We start from the raw sequence: 17,115 nt of genomic DNA on the forward strand, positions 1-17,115 counted from the left end.
ATGAAACCGCAACCGATGCGCCTCGGCAATCTGTCGGTGGGCTTTGTTCATAGCCTGGCCGATGCCGTGCGCAGTCATGGCGTCGATCCGCAGCCCCTGCTCGATCAATATGGCCTCGATGCCGCGCGCCTGAGCGAAGCCGGTGCCCGCCTGTCGATACCGCGCTACATGCGCCTGGGCCACAGCGCCATTCAACTGACCGACAACCCGGCCCTTGGCCTGCGCATGGGGCAGCTCAGTCGCCTGAGCCAGGCAGGCCTGGCCGGGGTCACCGCCGCCCAGGCGCCGACAGTGCGTGAAGCCGCGCGCTGCCTGATTCGCTTCGAAGCCTTGTATGGTTCAAATTATCGGGGTCAATCCAGTTTTCACGAAGACGCCCAGGGCGCCTGGCTGCGTTTCTATTCAATCAGCCCCTATAACGCCTACAACCGTTTCGTGGTCGATTCGATCATCGCCGGCTGGTTACAGCAGTTATCCAGTGTCAGCCCGGCCCCACTGCGCGCCGAACGCATCGAGATCGAATTCGAAGAACCCGGTTACCGTGCGGCCTATGACGTTTTGGGTGACTGTCCGATTCAGTTTGGCAGTGAACGCAATCAACTGCGCTTGGGCCTGGCAAGCCTCGCCCAGCGCAACCCCGAGCATTGCCCGAGCACCTGGCGGCATTTGCTGCAACTGTGTGAGCAGGAGTTGGAGCAACTGACACGCACCCGCAGCCTGCGGGAGCGCATCATCGCGCTGCTGGGACCGTTACTTAATGGCGGCCGGGAACCCGACCTGCAGGAGGTGGCGGCACGCCTGAAGCTGCCGACCTGGACCTTGCGCCGCAAGCTCGTCGAAGAAGGCACGCAATTTCGCGCGATTCTCAACGACACCCGCCGCGACCTGGCCATGACTTACATACGCGACACAGAGCTGGCGTTCGGAGAGATCGCCTACCTGCTGGGCTTTGCCTCAGCCGAAGCGTTTCAACGCGCATTCAAACGCTGGAACGGGCAGACACCCGGCGAATTTCGCCGAAGCCATAGAGAAACAGCCTCAAGCGTCTAGCTGCAAGCGACAAGTTGAAGCTTTAAAGCTCTGTAGCGTCTTCCGCCGGCTCCAGTGGGTCCAGTTCGAAAGCCTGGTACTCGAGCAGCTCTTCTTGATAATCGTCCATTTTTGGATCCCCCCGACATACATTGAAAACGCTTGAATAAATGACCAGCCCCTTGAGCATAAAGTGCCCGCGTGAAAGAAAAATGACGCGGACACGACACTCCGTCGCTACTGAATAAAACGTAGCAGTTGGTCAGGAATTTATCATTGGTTTTTTCGCGGGAAATCGCAGAACTGCGGACTTGCCTGATGCGGGTCAATCATTGGAGCGGCCACAGGATCGGGTCATCTGAGCCGATCCTGTGCAGACACCCTCACTGGCCAGAGACAGGCATCGCCGGAATGGGTTCGCTCGGCGGTGGCAAGTCAGTCGGGTTCGGCGGTGGCGTGACGATTTCCGGGGACAGTACGGGCGCGATACTCTCGACCGGTGTGATCGGTGCTGCGTCAGGAGGCGGGGCAACCGGCTCGGAGGAGACAGGCATCGCTTCGGCCGGCGCAGGTGCAGACACTGCCGGCTCTACAGCGGGTGCCGCCGCCGGGGCTGGCGCCAGTGGTGCCGGAGCGGCCTTGGGTTCAGGCATGCCCAGGTCCGTCTTCGGCTTTTCGGTGATGTGCGCAGCCTTTTTCGCTTCCGGCGGCAGGAACAGTTCGACCAGCGCGAAGAAGCGCTCGTAGAACTTGGCAGACGATACGGTTTCGCTGGCGACCTTGACCATCGAGTCATCAGAAGAGCCGATCGGCATCGATACCGAGCCCAATACACCCACACCGAGACTGGCGGAGTTGTTGGTCTTCTTCAGCGCATAACGATCCTGCAGGGCGTTGGCGAACACCGTCGCGTGATGCCCTTCGCTGCCGTCATCGGTACAGACCACACTGAAGCTGATCTCCATGTGGTTCTCGCCGGTCTGCTGGAAGCTCTTGTGACCGCTGACCAGCTTCGAATCGTTGCTGGTGATGATGTAACCCTGGCTCAGCAAGGCGCGACGGGCCGCTTCACAGCTCTGGGTATCGGTGACCGGATAGTTGCGGGAAAAGGTCCCGGAATCATCGAAGTTCTCATGCTCATAGATGGCGGTTTTGTTCGATGAACAACCGGCCGCAGTGGCAAGCACGGCAGCCAACCCGACAACCCGCATGGGAAATGATTTAAACATTGAACATCCTGAGGAAAACGGTACGGGGCGTATTGTGCAACAGATCGATGCTTAGCGGAGCATCGATCGTGTCTTAAAACAGTTACAGGCTGATTGACCCCGGTTTTGCACAAACGTCACCGCGGCAAATGACGTACGGCCAAACAAAAAGACCCCGGCTTTTCGGCCGGGGTCTCCTGTGCTGCGCTAAACCTGTTCAGGCATCAGTATTTCTTGATGTCTGCCTGGCTTTCCAGCTGCTTGCGATACGCCGCAAAGTCTTGCTGGCCGATACGCGAAGCGAGGTAGCGACGGTACTGCGCTTTCTCTTCTTCGGTCGGCGCCGCTGCTTCGTTCACGCCATTGAGGCGCACGATCATCAGGCTGCCGTCCGCCAGCGTCACGCTGGTGAAGGTCGGCTTGTCCTTGGCCGCAGGCTTCGCCATGCGGAACAGCGCTTGCAGCACAGCAGGGTCAACCCCTTCCTGAGCGCGGGTCGCCGCTTCAGTGACTTTCCAGGCCTGACCGTCGACCGCTTGATCCAACGGGGTCTTGCCATCGCGCAGGCCGGCGATCAGGGCTTCAGCCTTGGTCTTGGCATCGGCGCTGGCGTGTTCCTTGGCCAGTTGCACGCGGATCGCGGCAGAAACGCTTTCCAGCGGCAATTGCGAAGGCTTCAGGTGCTCCTTGGCACGCAACACGACCACGGTTTCCGGATCGAGCTCGATGGCGGTGCTGTTCGCGCCCTCATCCAGGACTTCCGGGCTGAACGCGGCAGTGATCACGGCACGGTTGGCGGCAATACCCTCACCGCCTTCACGGCCGAACGGCTTGGACGTGTGCACGGTCAGTTTCAGGTCCTGCGCCGGCTGAGCCAGATCGGACGCTTCGAACGAGGCGTCTTCCAGTTGCTTGCTCGCCTCAACGAAACGCTGCTCGACCTGTTGGCTTTTCAGGCCACGGGTCAGCTTGTCTTTCAGGCTGGCGAACGTTGGCACTTCTGGTGCTTCCACACCCAACAGCTTGATCAGGTGGAAACCGAAGTCAGTGCGAACCGGTGCAGAGACCTGGTCCTTGGTCAACGAATACAGGGCTTTTTCGAACGCCGGGTCGTAGACGCCAGGACCGGCATAACCCAGGTCGCCGCCGTTGTTCGCCGAACCAGGATCCTGGGAGAATTCCTTGGCCAGCGCCTCGAATTGCTCACCCTTGGCCAGACGGGCCTGGATCTCTTCGATCTTCGCCTTGGCTTGCGCCTCGGTGGTCTTGTCGTTCACTTCAATCAGAATATGCGCAGCCCGGCGTTGCTCGGACAGGTTGGCGATTTCTTTCTGATAGGCCGCCTGCAGGTCTTCGTCGTTGACGCTGACCTGGTCGAAGAAGGAAGCCTTCTTCAGCTCGAGGTAATCGATGACCACCTGATCCGGCGTCATGAATTCCTTGGCGTGTTCGTCGTAATAGGCCTTGACCTCATCGTCGGTCAGCTTCACGGCTGCCGGGTCGGCCTTGATGTTCAGGGAGGCGAAATCGCGGGTCTGTTTTTCCAGACGGGCAAACGCCAGTACCTGTGCATCGGTCACGAAACCGCTACCTGCCAGGCCGGCACGCAGCTGACCAATCAGCATTTCCTGAGCCAGCATCTGGCGGAATTGCATGCGGGTATAGCCGAGTTGGCGAATCACCTGATCGAAACGATCGGAACTGAATTTGCCATCAACCTGAAACTCTGGTGTTTGCAGGATGACCTGATCCAGCGCTGCTTCGGAAAAAGCGAACTTCGATTTTTCTGCGCCTTGCAGCAGCAGCTTGCGATCGATCAGGCCCTTGAGAGCCGATTCACGCAACATTTTTTCATCCAGCAAGGAAGCATCGAAATCCTTGCCCAGCTGTTGCATGAGCTGGCGGCGTTGCATATCGACCGCCTGGCTCAGCTCGTTCTGGCTGATTTCATCGCCGTTGACCTTGGCCGCATCATTACTGTGCGACGTGGCTTTGAAAATGGCGTCGAAACCGGTCAAGGCCATCAGAACAACGATGACCCCGATAATAGTCTTGGCAATCCAGCCTTGTGAATTGTCCCTGATATTCTGCAGCATGCGTCCCCCAGAAACGGTTGAACTTCAAAATTAGGCAACCGTGGAGCGTGGGTAGAATCCGGATAGAAGAAAGGCGCATCCGAGGATGCGCCTTCTCGTAACTGGCGGAGCGGATCGAGGGCTCGAACTGGCGACCCTCGGTGTCTTGAACCGGCGACCTGCAGTCAGGACTGCCGCTCCGCTGCCAAGTCAGGCATGACCCCGACCCGGATGGGTAAAAACCTGAATCGAACTTAGTTGACAGCTTCTTTCAGTGCTTTACCGGCTTTGAAACCTGGTTTTTTGGCTGCTGCGATTTCCAGCGTCTTACCGGTCTGTGGGTTACGACCAATGCGAGCTGGGCGATCAGTTACGGAGAAAGTACCGAAACCAACCAGAACAACAGAGTCGCCAGCCTTGAGAGCGCCAGTGACGGATTCGATTACAGCGTCCAGCGCACGGCCAGCAGCAGCTTTCGGGATATCAGCGGATGCAGCGATAGCATCAATCAGTTCCGACTTGTTCACTCTAAGTCCCCTTATATCTATTTGAGTATGATTCTAAGTTTTTTTGGTGAAAGCAAAAACGAGTGCTGAATGGCCTACAGACACTTAAGAGCCGCTTTATAACAAGGGCTCTAAAAAGCTGTCAAGAAAGCCCCCCAGGTAAATACGTACTAATGCGTGCTAATTCTTTCCTTAGAATCTGCGTCGCGTTTCTCATCCTTCGCGACTATCTCCGGAGCCACGTCCGGCAAGGGCTCCGGCGCGTATTGCAACGCAATTTGCAGGACCTCGTCAATCCATTTAACCGGTTTAATCTGTAGATCCTGCTTGATATTGTCCGGAATCTCTTTGAGATCGCGCACATTCTCTTCAGGAATGATCACCGTCTTGATTCCGCCACGGTGCGCTGCAAGCAGTTTTTCTTTCAAACCGCCAATCGCCAGTACCTGACCACGCAAAGTGATTTCGCCGGTCATGGCCACATCCGCGCGTACCGGAATGCCGGTCAATGCCGAAACCAGGGCCGTGCACATGCCTACACCAGCGCTAGGGCCGTCTTTAGGGGTCGCCCCTTCCGGCATATGGATGTGCGTGTCGCGCTTCTCGTGGAAGTCCAGGGGAATGCCCAGGCTCTTCGCCCGGCTGCGAACAACGGTCAAGGCAGCGGTGATCGACTCGACCATCACGTCCCCCAGGGAACCGGTCTTGATCAACTGGCCCTTGCCCGGTACCACAGCGGCTTCAATGGTCAGCAACTCGCCGCCCACCTGAGTCCACGCCAGGCCGGTCACCTGACCGATCTGATCCTGCTGCTCGGCCAGGCCGTAGCGGAATTTACGCACGCCGAGGTAATGCTCCAGATCGTCCACAGTGACCTTCACCGAGAAGCGTTTTTCCAGTGCATGCTCTTTAACCGCCTTGCGGCAAACCTTGGCAATCTGGCGCTCCAGCCCACGCACACCGGCTTCGCGGGTGTAGTAACGGATGATATCGCGGATCGCTTCGGCGTCGAATTCCAGCTCGCCTTTCTTCAAACCGTTGGCAGTGATCTGCTTCGGCGAAAGGTATTTGACGGCAATGTTGATCTTCTCGTCTTCGGTGTAGCCCGGCAGACGGATCACTTCCATCCGGTCCAGCAACGCCGGCGGGATGTTCATCGAGTTCGAGGTGCACAGGAACATCACATCGGACAGGTCGTAATCGACTTCCAGATAGTGATCGTTGAAGTTGTGGTTCTGCTCGGGATCGAGCACTTCCAGCAACGCCGATGCCGGATCGCCACGCATGTCGCTGCCCATCTTGTCGATTTCATCGAGCAGGAACAGCGGGTTGCGGACACCCACTTTTGTCATCTTTTGAATCAATCTTCCTGGCATCGAACCGATGTAAGTACGGCGATGACCACGAATTTCCGCTTCATCACGCACGCCACCGAGGGCCATGCGCACGAATTTGCGGTTGGTGGCGTGAGCGATCGACTCCGCCAGGGACGTTTTACCCACCCCCGGAGGACCGACCAGGCACAACACCGGACCACGAATTTTCTTCACGCGTTTTTGCACGGCGAGGTATTCGAGGATCCGCTCCTTGACCTCTTCCAGGCCGTAGTGGTCGGCATCCAGAATGTCTTCTGCCCGTGCGAGGTCCAGGCGCACCTTGCTCTGGGCCTTCCACGGCACCTGAACCAGCCAGTCGATATACGAACGCACCACGGTCGCTTCCGCGGACATCGGCGACATCTGCTTGAGCTTGTTCAGTTCGGCCGTCGCCTTGGCCAGCGCGTCTTTCGGCAGGCCGGCAGCATCGATACGTTTTTTCAGGTCTTCGACTTCGTTGTGACCCTCGTCGCTGTCGCCGAGCTCTTTCTGAATGGCCTTCATCTGCTCATTCAGGTAGTACTCGCGCTGACTGCGCTCCATTTGTTTCTTGACGCGCCCACGAATGCGCTTTTCAACTTGCAGCAGATCGATTTCGGCATCCAGCAACGCCAGGACGTGCTCGACCCGGGCCGACAGATCGATGATTTCGAGGATTTCCTGCTTCTGCTCGATCTTCAGGGCCATGTGTGCGGCCATGGTGTCGACCAGGCGGCCTGGCTCATCGATGCTGTTGAGCGACGACAGGACTTCAGCCGGGACTTTCTTGCCCAACTGCACGTATTGTTCGAACTGCGACAGCAGGCTGCGAACGAACACTTCCGACTCGCGCTCTGGCGCGTCGACTTCGTCGATCAGGGAGACTTCGGCACGGCAGTGGCCGTCCACTTCGCTGAAGCGCTCCACGGCACCCCGCTGCTCACCCTCGACCAGAACCTTGACCGTGCCGTCAGGCAGCTTCAGCAGCTGCAGAACGGTGGCAATTGTACCAACGCGATACAGGGCATCTTCACCGGGATCGTCGTCAGCCGGGTTTCTCTGGGCCAGCAGCAAAATCTGCTTGTCGCCCGTCATCGCAGCCTCGAGGGCTTCGATGGATTTCTCGCGCCCCACGAACAGCGGGATAACCATGTGCGGATACACAACGACATCACGCAATGGCAGGAGAGGCAATTCGATGGTTGTCTTCATGATTTCGCCTCTACGGCGGCCATAAGGCCGGAAACAGATGGAAGTAAGCTTGAAACCAAGATGGGGGTAGCCTTCAAAAAAAACAAGCACAAAGACTGTGTAAAACGCGCAAAAAGCAAAGGGGCCCGAAGGCCCCTTCTTTGTACCGGCTGCGTGACGCTTAAGCGTCTGGCGCGGCCTTGGCGGTCGGCTCACTGTTTTCGTAGATATACAGTGGCTTGGACTTGCCTTCTATCACGCTTTCATCGATCACTACTTTGCTCACCTCAGATTGCGAGGGGATTTCATACATAGTATCGAGCAATACACCTTCGAGAATCGAACGCAGGCCACGGGCACCGGTTTTACGCTCCAGGGCACGCTTGGCGACCGATTTCAGAGCGTCGGAACGGAATTCCAGATCAACGCCTTCCATCTCGAACAGCTTGGCATACTGCTTGGTCAGAGCATTTTTCGGCTCGGTGAGGATCTGCATCAATGCAGCCTCGTCAAGCTCGTCCAGCGTCGCGAGGACTGGCAGACGACCGACGAATTCCGGGATCAGACCGAACTTGACCAGATCGTCAGGCTCGACTTCACGCAGGGACTCACCGACTTTCTTGCCCTCTTCCTTGCTGCGCACTTCTGCGTTGAAGCCGATGCCGCCCTTGGTGGAACGGTTTTGAATAACCTTTTCCAGACCAGAGAACGCACCACCGCAGATGAACAGGATGTTACGGGTGTCGACCTGCAGGAATTCCTGCTGCGGATGCTTGCGACCACCTTGAGGCGGAACGGAAGCAACCGTGCCTTCGATCAACTTCAGCAGCGCCTGCTGCACGCCTTCACCGGAAACGTCCCGGGTGATCGACGGGTTGTCAGACTTGCGCGAAATCTTGTCGATTTCATCGATATAGACAATGCCCATCTGGGCTTTTTCTACGTCGTAATCGCACTTCTGCAGCAGCTTCTGAATGATGTTCTCGACATCCTCACCCACGTAACCTGCCTCGGTGAGGGTGGTTGCGTCAGCGATGGTGAACGGAACGTTCAGCAAGCGGGCCAGTGTTTCGGCAAGCAAGGTCTTACCCGAGCCTGTCGGGCCGATCAGCAGGATGTTGCTCTTGCCGAGTTCGACGTCGTCATTCTTTTTGTCACGCTGATTAAGGCGCTTGTAGTGGTTGTACACCGCTACGGCCAGAACCTTTTTCGCACGCTCCTGACCAATCACATACTGATCAAGGATGCCGCTGATTTCTTTAGGCGAAGGCAATTTATGCGCGCTGCTTTCGGCCTGTGCTTCCTGCACCTCCTCGCGGATGATGTCGTTGCACAGGTCGACGCACTCGTCGCAGATAAAGACCGAGGGGCCGGCAATCAATTTGCGCACTTCATGCTGGCTTTTGCCACAGAAGGAGCAATAGAGCAGCTTGCCGTTGTCCTCGCCGTTGCGGGTGTCAGTCATTCGTTCGATCCAAATCCGATAGGCTTGCAACACAAGATGAAGGCTATTGCGGGCTTTTTCAAGCCCGCAGGTGATCGGACCTGCCGACCAACCCTATTTTGAGCTGCTTATTTTAAGCAGGGCGCTGGCTGATCACTTCGTCGATCAACCCGTACTCACGCGCGGCGTCCGCACTCATGAAATTGTCACGGTTGGTGTCGCGCTCGATTTCTTCAAGAGTGCGCCCGCTGTGCTTGGCCATCAGCGTGTTGAGACGCTCACGAATAAAGAGGATTTCCTTGGCATGGATTTCGATATCCGACGCCTGGCCCTGGAAACCGCCCAGTGGCTGGTGAATCATCACACGCGAGTTCGGCAGGCAGTAACGCTTGCCTTGGGCACCGGCCGTCAGCAGGAATGCGCCCATGCTGCACGCCTGACCGATACAAGTGGTCGACACGTTGGGTTTGATGAACTGCATGGTGTCGTAGATCGACATGCCCGCCGTCACCGAACCGCCCGGGGAGTTGATATAGAGATGGATGTCCTTGTCCGGGTTTTCCGCTTCAAGGAACAGCAGTTGCGCACAGATCAGGTTGGCCATGTAGTCCTCTACCGGACCAACCAGGAAGATCACTCGCTCCTTGAGCAGGCGCGAGTAGATGTCGTAGGCGCGCTCGCCACGAGCGGACTGCTCGACAACCATCGGGACCAGGCCGCCTGCGGCCTGGATATCAGAGTTCTGCTGAATATACGAATTACGGAACATGCTCTGCAGTCACTCCCAAATAGTTATGTCTTGAATACGCATAAGCCAGCACGAAGGCTGGCTTATGGTGTTTGCTTCTTACCGCAAAAGTGATCAGTCGGCTTGTGGTGCTTCTACCGGCTTGACTGCTTCTTCGTAAGAGACCGACTTGTCGGTCACGCTAGCCTTCTGCAGAACAGTATCCACAACTTGCTCTTCCAGCACAACCGAACGAACTTCGTTCAGTTGCTGGTCGTTTTTGTAGTACCAGGACACAACTTGCTCAGGCTCCTGGTAGGCCGAAGCCATTTCCTGAATCATCTCGCGAACGCGGGCTTCGTCAGGCTTCAGGTCGAACTGCTTGACCACTTCAGCCACGATCAGACCCAGCACTACGCGACGCTTGGCTTGCTCTTCGAACAGCTCGGCCGGCAGTTGGTCAGGCTTGATGTTGCCGCCGAACTGCTGAACAGCCTGCACGCGCAGACGGTCAACTTCATTGGACAGCAGAGCCTTTGGCACTTCGATCGGGTTGGTGGCCAGCAGACCATCCATTACCTGATTCTTGACCTTGGATTTGATCGCCTGACGCAGCTCGCGCTCCATGTTCTTGCGAACTTCGGCACGGAAGCCTTCCAGACCGGTTTCCTTGATGCCGAATTGAGCGAAGAATTCTTCGGTCAGCTCTGGCAGCTTTGGCTCGGAAACGGTGTTGACGGTCACGGTGAACTCGGCGGTTTTGCCAGCCAGGTCCAGGTTCTGGTAGTCCTCAGGGAAAGTCAGGTTCAGAACGCGTTCTTCACCGGCTTTTGCGCCAACCAGGCCATCTTCGAAACCAGGGATCATGCGGCCGGAACCCAGAACCAGCTGAGTACCCTTGGCAGAACCGCCAGCGAACACTTCACCGTCGACTTTGCCGACGAAATCGATGTTCAGCTGGTCTTCGTTCTGGGCAGCGCGATCGGCCACTTCGAAACGGGTGTTCTGCTTGCGCAGGATGTCCAGCATCTTGTCCAGATCGGCGTCAGCCACGTCAGCGCTCAGGCGCTCGACGGTGATACCCTCGAAACCGGCAACGGTGAACTCAGGGAACACTTCGAATACGGCTACGTATTCCAGGTCCTTGCCCGCTTCCAGGGACTTAGGCTCGATCGAAGGCTGACCAGCCGGGTTCAGCTTCTGCTCAACCACAGCTTCGTAGAAGGAAGACTGGATCACGTCGCCTACAGCTTCCTGACGAGCGTCAGCACCGAAACGGCGCTTGATTTCGCTCATTGGCACTTTGCCTGGACGGAAGCCAGCAATCTTGGCCTTTTGGGCGGTCTGCTGCAGACGCTTGTTGACCTGGCTCTCGATGCGCTCAGCCGGCACGGTGACGCTCATGCGGCGCTCAAGAGCAGTAGTATTTTCAACAGAAACTTGCATGGATATTCCTCGTTGCACAGACGTTAGCCGGCCGTTTCCGACCCCAGAATCAAGGGCATGCATTCTAGTGGGTCAAACTCAAGAAGTCACCCTACTGAAAACGGGTAAAAAAGCAGCAGGCAATTTATAGGTGCGAATGCACGAATGCACCTCGCCCCGATGGCAAATACAACCAATCACGCCAGGGCTCTGCGCCAACCCTTCCTATATAGAAGAGGTCGCCAATCATCTCCCTGACAGCCGATCTCGCAAGCAAGGCCGGCGGACAGGACGGCATCATCGAGAAACATAAATACGACGAAACGCCCTGCCCCTGCGACCCGGAACCTGCGGCCGCTGAAACAAAAAAGGCGCCAGACTTTTCAATCTGGCGCCTTTCGAAATATGGGGTGGACGATGGGGATCGAACCCACGACAACGGGAGTCACAATCCCGTGCTCTACCAACTGAGCTACGCCCACCATATTGCCTGTTAAAGAAGCCAAACAACTTCTTTATGAAGCTCCAGCCAGGCCGACAGCCTGAGTGAAGCTTTATTTGGTGCGGATGAAGAGACTCGAACTCTTACGCCTCGCGGCGCTGGAACCTAAATCCAGTGTGTCTACCAATTCCACCACATCCGCGGATGAAGCCTTTTAAAGCAAAGGCGCCAGACTGTTAATCTGGCGCCTTTCGAAATATGGGGTGGACGATGGGGATCGAACCCACGACAACGGGAGTCACAATCCCGTGCTCTACCAACTGAGCTACGCCCACCATATCGCGCTACTTGTGCCAAAGTTGCCTAATGGCGCACCCGGCAGGACTCGAACCTGCGACCATCCGCTTAGAAGGCGGATGCTCTATCCAGCTGAGCTACGGGCGCCTTGTTAGCTGTAACCTTGGAGGACTACAAACTAAGTGCTTTCCAGTCTCGCAGAACCGTAATCCCGCTCAACCTTCTTAACCAGTGCTAGGCTGTGCCCGACAAGTGCGACGAATAGTATAGAGCCCCCTGAAGGTCGTCAAATCATTTTTAAAAAAAATTCATTTAATTAAAGGAGTTAGGGGAATTTGCAGACCAAGCGCCTTTGCCCTCACCGCATGACATGCGAGAATGCGTTCTCTTTTTTTCCCCTCTCGATGGTTAATCACGCGCAATGACTGCACAACTAATCGACGGCAAATCGATCGCCGCCAGCCTGCGCCAGCAGATCGCCCAACGTGTCACCGAGCGTCGCCAGCAAGGCCTGCGCACGCCCGGCCTTGCGGTGATCCTGGTCGGCAGCGATCCTGCCTCTCAGGTTTATGTCTCGCACAAGCGTAAAGACTGTGAAGAGGTCGGCTTTCTATCCCAAGCTTATGACCTGCCTTCCGAAACCACTCAAGAAGCGCTGACCGATCTGATCGATCGCCTGAACGACGATCCTGCAATCGACGGCGTTCTGCTGCAGCTTCCGCTACCTGAACACCTGGACGCCTCCAAACTGCTGGAGCGCATTCGCCCGGATAAAGACGTCGACGGTTTCCATCCTTATAACGTCGGTCGCCTGGCCCAGCGCATTCCGCTGCTGCGCCCATGCACCCCCAAAGGCATCATGACCCTGCTGGAAAGCACCGGGGCCGATCTCTACGGGATGGATGCCGTGGTTGTCGGTGCGTCCAATATCGTTGGCCGCCCGATGGCCATGGAACTGCTGCTGGCCGGTTGCACCGTGACCGTTACCCACCGCTTTACCAAGGACCTGGCCGGCCATGTCGGCCGTGCGGACCTGGTTGTCGTCGCCGCCGGCAAGCCGGGCCTGGTCAAGGGCGAATGGATCAAGGAAGGCGCGATCGTGATCGATGTCGGCATCAACCGTCAGGACGACGGCAAGCTGGTCGGTGACGTGATCTACGAAACCGCCCTGCCCCGCGCCGGCTGGATTACTCCGGTACCGGGCGGCGTAGGTCCGATGACCCGTGCCTGCCTGCTGGAAAACACCCTGTATGCCGCTGAAACCCTGCACAGCTGAGTTTCAACGCAGACGCTGACAGCGAAACAAGGAACCCCGCCCCTGGCGGGGTTTTTTTTGCCTGCGAAACATCTCGACCATCCGCCGGAAAATGACATTTTTTTCATGTTTCTCAGGACTTTCACCTGTTACTTGAACAACCATCGACAGTTATTCAGCCATACTCCAGAATGTCGCGCTTTTCAGGAAACAGCCCGTTACAAAACGGCTTATCAACACTTTACGAGTCTGCCAGCGTGAAAATCCGTCTTTCCATCCTGAGCCTATTTATTGCAGTTGCAGGGACTTTCATCACGCCAATCGCCAGCGCTGGCGAAACCACCGCTGCGCCGCGAGATACCACACTCAAGCTCGCTTCCGGCAGCTCCTTGCTGCTGGACATGCAGACCAACAAAGTCATCTATGCCAGCAATCCTGACGTAGTGGTGCCGATCGCCTCCGTCAGCAAGTTGATGACTGGCCTGGTCGTGGTTGAATCCCGGCAGAACATGGACGAATACATCGACGTCAACATCAGCGATACACCGGAAATGAAAGGCGTGTTCTCCCGGGTCAAGCTGCGCAGCGAACTGCCGCGCCGGGAAATGCTGCTGATTGCCCTGATGTCCTCGGAAAACCGCGCCGCCGCCACTCTGGCGCACCACTATCCGGGCGGCTATGCCGCGTTCATTGCCGCGATGAACGCCAAGGCAAGGGCCCTGGGCATGACCAACACACACTTCGTCGAACCGACAGGTCTCTCGCCGCGCAACGTGTCGACCGCTCGCGACTTGAGCAAATTGTTGATTGCCGCGCACAAGTACCCACTGCTGACCGAGCTGAGCACGACCAAGGAAAAAACCGTCTCGTTCCGTAAACCCAACTACAGCCTGGGCTTTCGCAACACCGACCATTTGGTCCGCAAGCCGGACTGGGACATCCAGCTGACAAAAACCGGTTTCACCAACGAAGCCGGTCACTGCCTGGTGCTGGTGACCCGAATGGGTAACCGCCCGGTGGCCCTGGTGATCCTTGACGCCTATGGCAAGTACACCCATTTTGCCGATGCCACGCGCATGCGTAATTGGGTAGAGAGCGGAAAGAGCGCAGACGTGCCTTCCGTAGCCTTGCAGTACAAGGCAGACAAGAACCTCAAGCAGCGCCAAACCGGTGTGGTTGAAGCGTCGAAGTAAGCAACGACGAATAAAAAAGGATCTTCACGCATTCCCGGGAAACTGTAGGAGCCGGCTTGCCGGCGATGGACTCAAGTGCACCGCGTTTATCCAGTTCATACGCGTTATCGTTCACGACCATCGCTGGCAAGCCAGCTCCTACAAGAGACCGCGTCCGAGTTGACAATGAGGGGGCCTCCAAACCAGTGAAAGGCCCGAAAAAAGCCCCGAACATTCGGGGCTTTTTTCCATCGCAGAATCAGTCGTTAGGCAGCGGCATCTGGTCGTCATCCGGAATGCCATCCCCTTTGCTAGGGTCTCGCCAGCCCTGCGGATGCTCGATTGGCACCACTGTCGGCCGCGCCAGTGGATCGCGCAGCGGGCTGTCCGGATCCAGCACCGGGTCAATGTCCTCTTGCGGCGTAGATGGGACAGTTTCCGGACGTTTATCGTCGAAACTGGAATCAGTGGACATACGCACCTCCATTGGACCTAAGGTTTCAGATCACCCAGTGGATCGTAGGGCTTGGCCGGAGCCTTGGGGTTGTCACCCGGCTTCACATCCCTCGGCGCCTTGGCGGGTCCGATCGGGTCGACCTGTGGATCGGCAAGGTCCGGGGAATCGGGATCGAAACCCAGCTCATCGCCGGAAGAATGTTCAGACGAGTGCGGACCGACGGGCGTGGTGGAATGAGCCATGGGCGCCTCCTGATCTCGGCCCGAAGAATGGTCCGGGCCGTTAAAGATCAGAGGCCGGCGGCGAGCGATGGTGCCCGCCGGGTGACCAACGGACTTAGTGTGCGGCCAAGGCTTTTTTCGCCTTCGCGGCCGCTTGTTCCTGGCCGGCCTGAGCCACATCGTTGGCGGCCTTGAGCCAACGCTGCTGATCGACCTGAGCCGGGATTTGCGTCGGATTCTGAATCAGCACGGCCCAACCACCGGCGTCCTTGAACGCGGACTCGAAGGAACTGAAGCTCATCAGTTCGCGGCGATTCATCCCGGCGCGCAACAGGACCGTCTGTTTCTGGCGATTGTAGCCGGCCAGAATGGCGTAACGCGGTTCGGCCCACATCGCCGAGCCTTCAGTAAAACGCACCATTACCGGATAACCGGCGGCGACTTGCGTCAACAAGGCCGCAAGGTTGCTGTCGAGGGGATAAACGACCATCCCGTACTCGCGGGCCAGGTTCTGCATGTTCTGTTGCAACTGAGCTTCGCCCCCCGGCAGATGCAAGGGCTTGTCGAGCAAACCCGGGGTGATCACGATGCCCTGCTGGGACAGCATGCTGGCCAGTACCTGGGGCCCGCTTTGATAGGCATCGCCCCGATAGAACCGGCCGCTGAGTTCGACACGCTCCGGCAAACGCTTGATCTCGGGCGCAACGCTGCCGGCACAGCCCGCCAGGCTTGCCACGCAACCGGCGATCAGCATGGTCGACAAAATTCGAGAAAATACCCGCACCATCATCGCTCTCTTGTTCAGGTTCAGACGCCGGGCAATCCCATTCCCGGCTTGGTCGTCGATCATAGGGCGCCGCGCCGCTACGGTATAGCTTTAAACGGCAGTCGAGCGCTGTCGATAGAGCAAACTGGTTAGTGTCTGTCGACTTTCGGTCAATAGCCTGAAATACAGCAACGGCTAGACTGTTCCCTAAAGAGACGACAGCGAAGCGTGTGCCCGCAGCAGGGCAAAGAGGAGGCACAGATGAGCCTGACCATGATCATTGTGATGTTGATTGGCGGATGGCTGGCGGTAGCCGCCGCCATGCTGTGGGGCGTGCTGCGCATTACTCGTCGCCACCATCACCCTGCCCCGCCAGCCACTGCGCCAGAAGAGACGCGCAGCCCACACGCCAACGCTCACTGATCAGTTTTTTGCCTCACACAAACGAAAACGGCCGCCTGGGTTCAGGCGGCCGTTTCGTATTTATCCAGCGTCAAGCGTCAGCGTTTACCTGCTTCTGCCGGGCCCGGCGGGACATCATGTTCAACACTTCGATCGAAGCCGAGAATGCCATGGCCGCATAGACGTAGCCTTTCGGTACGTGGGCGCCGAAACCTTCGGCAATCAGCGTCATGCCGATCATGATCAGGAAGCCCAGGGCCAGCATCACCACCGTCGGGTTGTCGTTGATGAACTTGGCCAACGGATCAGCCGCCAACAACATCACCAGTACCGACACCACCACCGCAATGACCATGATCGGCAAATGCTCGGTCATGCCGACAGCGGTAATGATGCTGTCGATGGAGAACACCATGTCCAGCATCAGGATCTGACCGATCGCGGCAGCGAAGCCCAGGGTCACGGTCGAGGTCGCCGTCTTCGGATCTTCCGGTGCCGGGTCCATGCTGTGATGGATCTCGGTGGTCGCCTTCCACAACAGGAACAGGCCACCGGCGATCAGGATCATGTCTTTCCAGGAGAACGCGTGGCCGAGAATCTCGATCACCGGCGCAGTCAACTGTACGATGAACGCGATGGTGCTCAGCAAGCCCAGGCGCAGGATCAACGCCATGCCGATACCAATGCGCCGTGCCCGCTGTCGATTGTGCAAAGGCAGCTTGTTGGTCAGGATCGAGATGAAGATCAGGTTGTCGATGCCGAGCACGATTTCCATCACGATCAGGGTGGCGAGGGCGACCCAGGCGGTGGGGCTGGCGGCAAGTTGTAAAAGGTAGTCCATGGGTCAGTCCTGACTCGTTGTAATGCGGTTTAGATTTCCTGGGAAGAAGATTCGGATTTTTCCGCATCTTTTTCCGATGATTCTTTTTTGCCACTGCCGGTGGCATCGCTGAGCGCCTGTTCGGCGGCCTTGTGAGTATCGTCAATCGCCTGTTTGGCGCTTTCGGCAGCCTTGCCCATCAACTGCTGCGCGCTTTTCTCGGCCTGGTCGCAACCGGCCAGTACCAGTAAAGACGTGATTAGCAGTGCCGTGGTTTTCAGCTTCATGATGCATTCCTCGATAGAACGAACGGGACCGAAACG

General features: G+C 57.3%; 16 protein-coding genes and 4 tRNA genes. 4 read left to right on the plus strand and 16 right to left on the minus strand.

All coding sequences use genetic code 11. The annotated features are described in order from the left end of the window. On the plus strand, positions 1–1,050 hold the full coding sequence (locus QMK54_RS21035; protein WP_223589058.1) for an AraC family transcriptional regulator: 1,050 nt from the start codon (positions 1–3) through the stop codon (positions 1,048–1,050). 362 nt (positions 1,051–1,412) lie between these two features. On the opposite strand, the gene QMK54_RS21040 is transcribed toward QMK54_RS21035, so the two are convergent. From QMK54_RS21040 to QMK54_RS21090, 11 genes are all read right to left on the minus strand, one after another. Continuing rightward, positions 1,413–2,258, minus strand: coding sequence for a DUF2242 domain-containing protein (locus QMK54_RS21040; RefSeq protein WP_110657415.1), 846 nt, complete (start codon positions 2,256–2,258; stop codon positions 1,413–1,415). Positions 2,259–2,461: 203 nt separating this feature from the next. Beyond that, on the minus strand, positions 2,462–4,333 hold the full coding sequence (locus QMK54_RS21045) for a SurA N-terminal domain-containing protein (RefSeq protein ID WP_320401276.1): 1,872 nt from the start codon (positions 4,331–4,333) through the stop codon (positions 2,462–2,464). A gap of 233 nt (positions 4,334–4,566) precedes the next feature. Then, on the minus strand, positions 4,567–4,839 hold the full coding sequence (locus QMK54_RS21050; protein ID WP_002552737.1) for an HU family DNA-binding protein: 273 nt from the start codon (positions 4,837–4,839) through the stop codon (positions 4,567–4,569). Positions 4,840–4,988: 149 nt separating this feature from the next. After that, entirely contained in the window at positions 4,989–7,385 is a 2,397-nt protein-coding gene (gene lon / locus QMK54_RS21055) for an endopeptidase La (protein ID WP_110657419.1), read from the minus strand. Between the two features lie 160 nt (positions 7,386–7,545). Next, positions 7,546–8,829, minus strand: coding sequence for an ATP-dependent Clp protease ATP-binding subunit ClpX (gene clpX, locus QMK54_RS21060; protein WP_007982210.1), 1,284 nt, complete (start codon positions 8,827–8,829; stop codon positions 7,546–7,548). A 112-nt stretch (positions 8,830–8,941) separates the two neighbouring features. Continuing rightward, positions 8,942–9,577 (minus strand): ATP-dependent Clp endopeptidase proteolytic subunit ClpP, encoded by a 636-nt coding sequence (gene clpP / locus QMK54_RS21065; protein WP_015094302.1) that lies wholly within the window; start codon positions 9,575–9,577, stop codon positions 8,942–8,944. Between the two features lie 93 nt (positions 9,578–9,670). Beyond that, entirely contained in the window at positions 9,671–10,981 is a 1,311-nt protein-coding gene (tig, locus tag QMK54_RS21070) for a trigger factor (protein ID WP_223589054.1), read from the minus strand. A 385-nt stretch (positions 10,982–11,366) separates the two neighbouring features. Then, a tRNA-His gene (locus QMK54_RS21075) sits at positions 11,367–11,442 on the minus strand. 77 nt (positions 11,443–11,519) lie between these two features. After that, a tRNA-Leu gene (locus tag QMK54_RS21080) sits at positions 11,520–11,604 on the minus strand. A 57-nt stretch (positions 11,605–11,661) separates the two neighbouring features. Then, positions 11,662–11,737: transfer RNA gene (locus QMK54_RS21085), tRNA-His, on the minus strand. Positions 11,738–11,769: 32 nt separating this feature from the next. Continuing rightward, positions 11,770–11,846: transfer RNA gene (locus tag QMK54_RS21090), tRNA-Arg, on the minus strand. 274 nt (positions 11,847–12,120) lie between these two features. On the opposite strand from QMK54_RS21090, the gene folD reads away from it, so the two are divergent. Both folD and pbpG read left to right on the plus strand, forming a co-directional pair. Beyond that, positions 12,121–12,975 carry a bifunctional methylenetetrahydrofolate dehydrogenase/methenyltetrahydrofolate cyclohydrolase FolD gene (gene folD / locus QMK54_RS21095; RefSeq protein ID WP_223589051.1) on the plus strand — a complete coding sequence of 285 codons (855 nt, stop codon included), beginning with the start codon at positions 12,121–12,123 and terminating at the stop codon, positions 12,973–12,975. Between the two features lie 236 nt (positions 12,976–13,211). Further along, entirely contained in the window at positions 13,212–14,147 is a 936-nt protein-coding gene (pbpG, locus tag QMK54_RS21100; protein WP_110659928.1) for a D-alanyl-D-alanine endopeptidase, read from the plus strand. A 238-nt stretch (positions 14,148–14,385) separates the two neighbouring features. Here pbpG and QMK54_RS21105 read toward each other — a convergent pair whose 3' ends face one another. From QMK54_RS21105 to QMK54_RS21115, 3 genes are all read right to left on the minus strand, one after another. Continuing rightward, positions 14,386–14,601, minus strand: coding sequence for a hypothetical protein (locus QMK54_RS21105; RefSeq protein WP_110659930.1), 216 nt, complete (start codon positions 14,599–14,601; stop codon positions 14,386–14,388). Positions 14,602–14,618: 17 nt separating this feature from the next. Next, on the minus strand, positions 14,619–14,825 hold the full coding sequence (locus tag QMK54_RS21110; RefSeq protein WP_015094297.1) for a DUF6021 family protein: 207 nt from the start codon (positions 14,823–14,825) through the stop codon (positions 14,619–14,621). Positions 14,826–14,919: 94 nt separating this feature from the next. After that, the gene (locus QMK54_RS21115) at positions 14,920–15,654 is read right to left on the minus strand and encodes a peptidase C39 family protein (protein WP_110659931.1); all 735 of its coding nucleotides are present in this window, start codon (positions 15,652–15,654) and stop codon (positions 14,920–14,922) included. A 177-nt stretch (positions 15,655–15,831) separates the two neighbouring features. Here QMK54_RS21115 and QMK54_RS21120 point away from each other — a divergent pair, with 177 nt between their 5' ends. Then, entirely contained in the window at positions 15,832–15,993 is a 162-nt protein-coding gene (locus QMK54_RS21120) for a hypothetical protein (protein WP_181432046.1), read from the plus strand. A 70-nt stretch (positions 15,994–16,063) separates the two neighbouring features. Here QMK54_RS21120 and QMK54_RS21125 read toward each other — a convergent pair whose 3' ends face one another. Then, a complete protein-coding gene (locus QMK54_RS21125; RefSeq protein ID WP_110659932.1) occupies positions 16,064–16,813 on the minus strand; it encodes a TerC family protein in 750 nt (249 codons plus the stop codon). Positions 16,814–16,842: 29 nt separating this feature from the next. Next, a complete protein-coding gene (locus QMK54_RS21130) occupies positions 16,843–17,079 on the minus strand; it encodes a hypothetical protein (protein ID WP_320401277.1) in 237 nt (78 codons plus the stop codon). Positions 17,080–17,115 lie beyond the last annotated feature (36 nt).

The sequence above is a fragment of the Pseudomonas sp. P5_109 genome, assembly GCF_034009455.1.
Lineage (GTDB): Bacteria > Pseudomonadota > Gammaproteobacteria > Pseudomonadales > Pseudomonadaceae > Aquipseudomonas.

Coding starts and splice junctions, on each gene's coding strand:
- QMK54_RS21035 (WP_223589058.1), top strand. CDS start 1: ATGAAACCGCAACCGATGCGCCTCGGCAATCTGTCGGTGGGCTTTGTT.
- QMK54_RS21040 (WP_110657415.1), bottom strand. CDS start 2,258: ATGTTTAAATCATTTCCCATGCGGGTTGTCGGGTTGGCTGCCGTGCTT.
- QMK54_RS21045 (WP_320401276.1), bottom strand. CDS start 4,333: ATGCTGCAGAATATCAGGGACAATTCACAAGGCTGGATTGCCAAGACT.
- lon (WP_110657419.1), bottom strand. CDS start 7,385: ATGAAGACAACCATCGAATTGCCTCTCCTGCCATTGCGTGATGTCGTT.
- clpX (WP_007982210.1), bottom strand. CDS start 8,829: ATGACTGACACCCGCAACGGCGAGGACAACGGCAAGCTGCTCTATTGC.
- clpP (WP_015094302.1), bottom strand. CDS start 9,577: ATGTTCCGTAATTCGTATATTCAGCAGAACTCTGATATCCAGGCCGCA.
- tig (WP_223589054.1), bottom strand. CDS start 10,981: ATGCAAGTTTCTGTTGAAAATACTACTGCTCTTGAGCGCCGCATGAGC.
- folD (WP_223589051.1), top strand. CDS start 12,121: ATGACTGCACAACTAATCGACGGCAAATCGATCGCCGCCAGCCTGCGC.
- QMK54_RS21105 (WP_110659930.1), bottom strand. CDS start 14,601: ATGTCCACTGATTCCAGTTTCGACGATAAACGTCCGGAAACTGTCCCA.
- QMK54_RS21110 (WP_015094297.1), bottom strand. CDS start 14,825: ATGGCTCATTCCACCACGCCCGTCGGTCCGCACTCGTCTGAACATTCT.
- QMK54_RS21115 (WP_110659931.1), bottom strand. CDS start 15,654: ATGATCGACGACCAAGCCGGGAATGGGATTGCCCGGCGTCTGAACCTG.
- QMK54_RS21120 (WP_181432046.1), top strand. CDS start 15,832: ATGAGCCTGACCATGATCATTGTGATGTTGATTGGCGGATGGCTGGCG.
- QMK54_RS21125 (WP_110659932.1), bottom strand. CDS start 16,813: ATGGACTACCTTTTACAACTTGCCGCCAGCCCCACCGCCTGGGTCGCC.
- QMK54_RS21130 (WP_320401277.1), bottom strand. CDS start 17,079: ATGAAGCTGAAAACCACGGCACTGCTAATCACGTCTTTACTGGTACTG.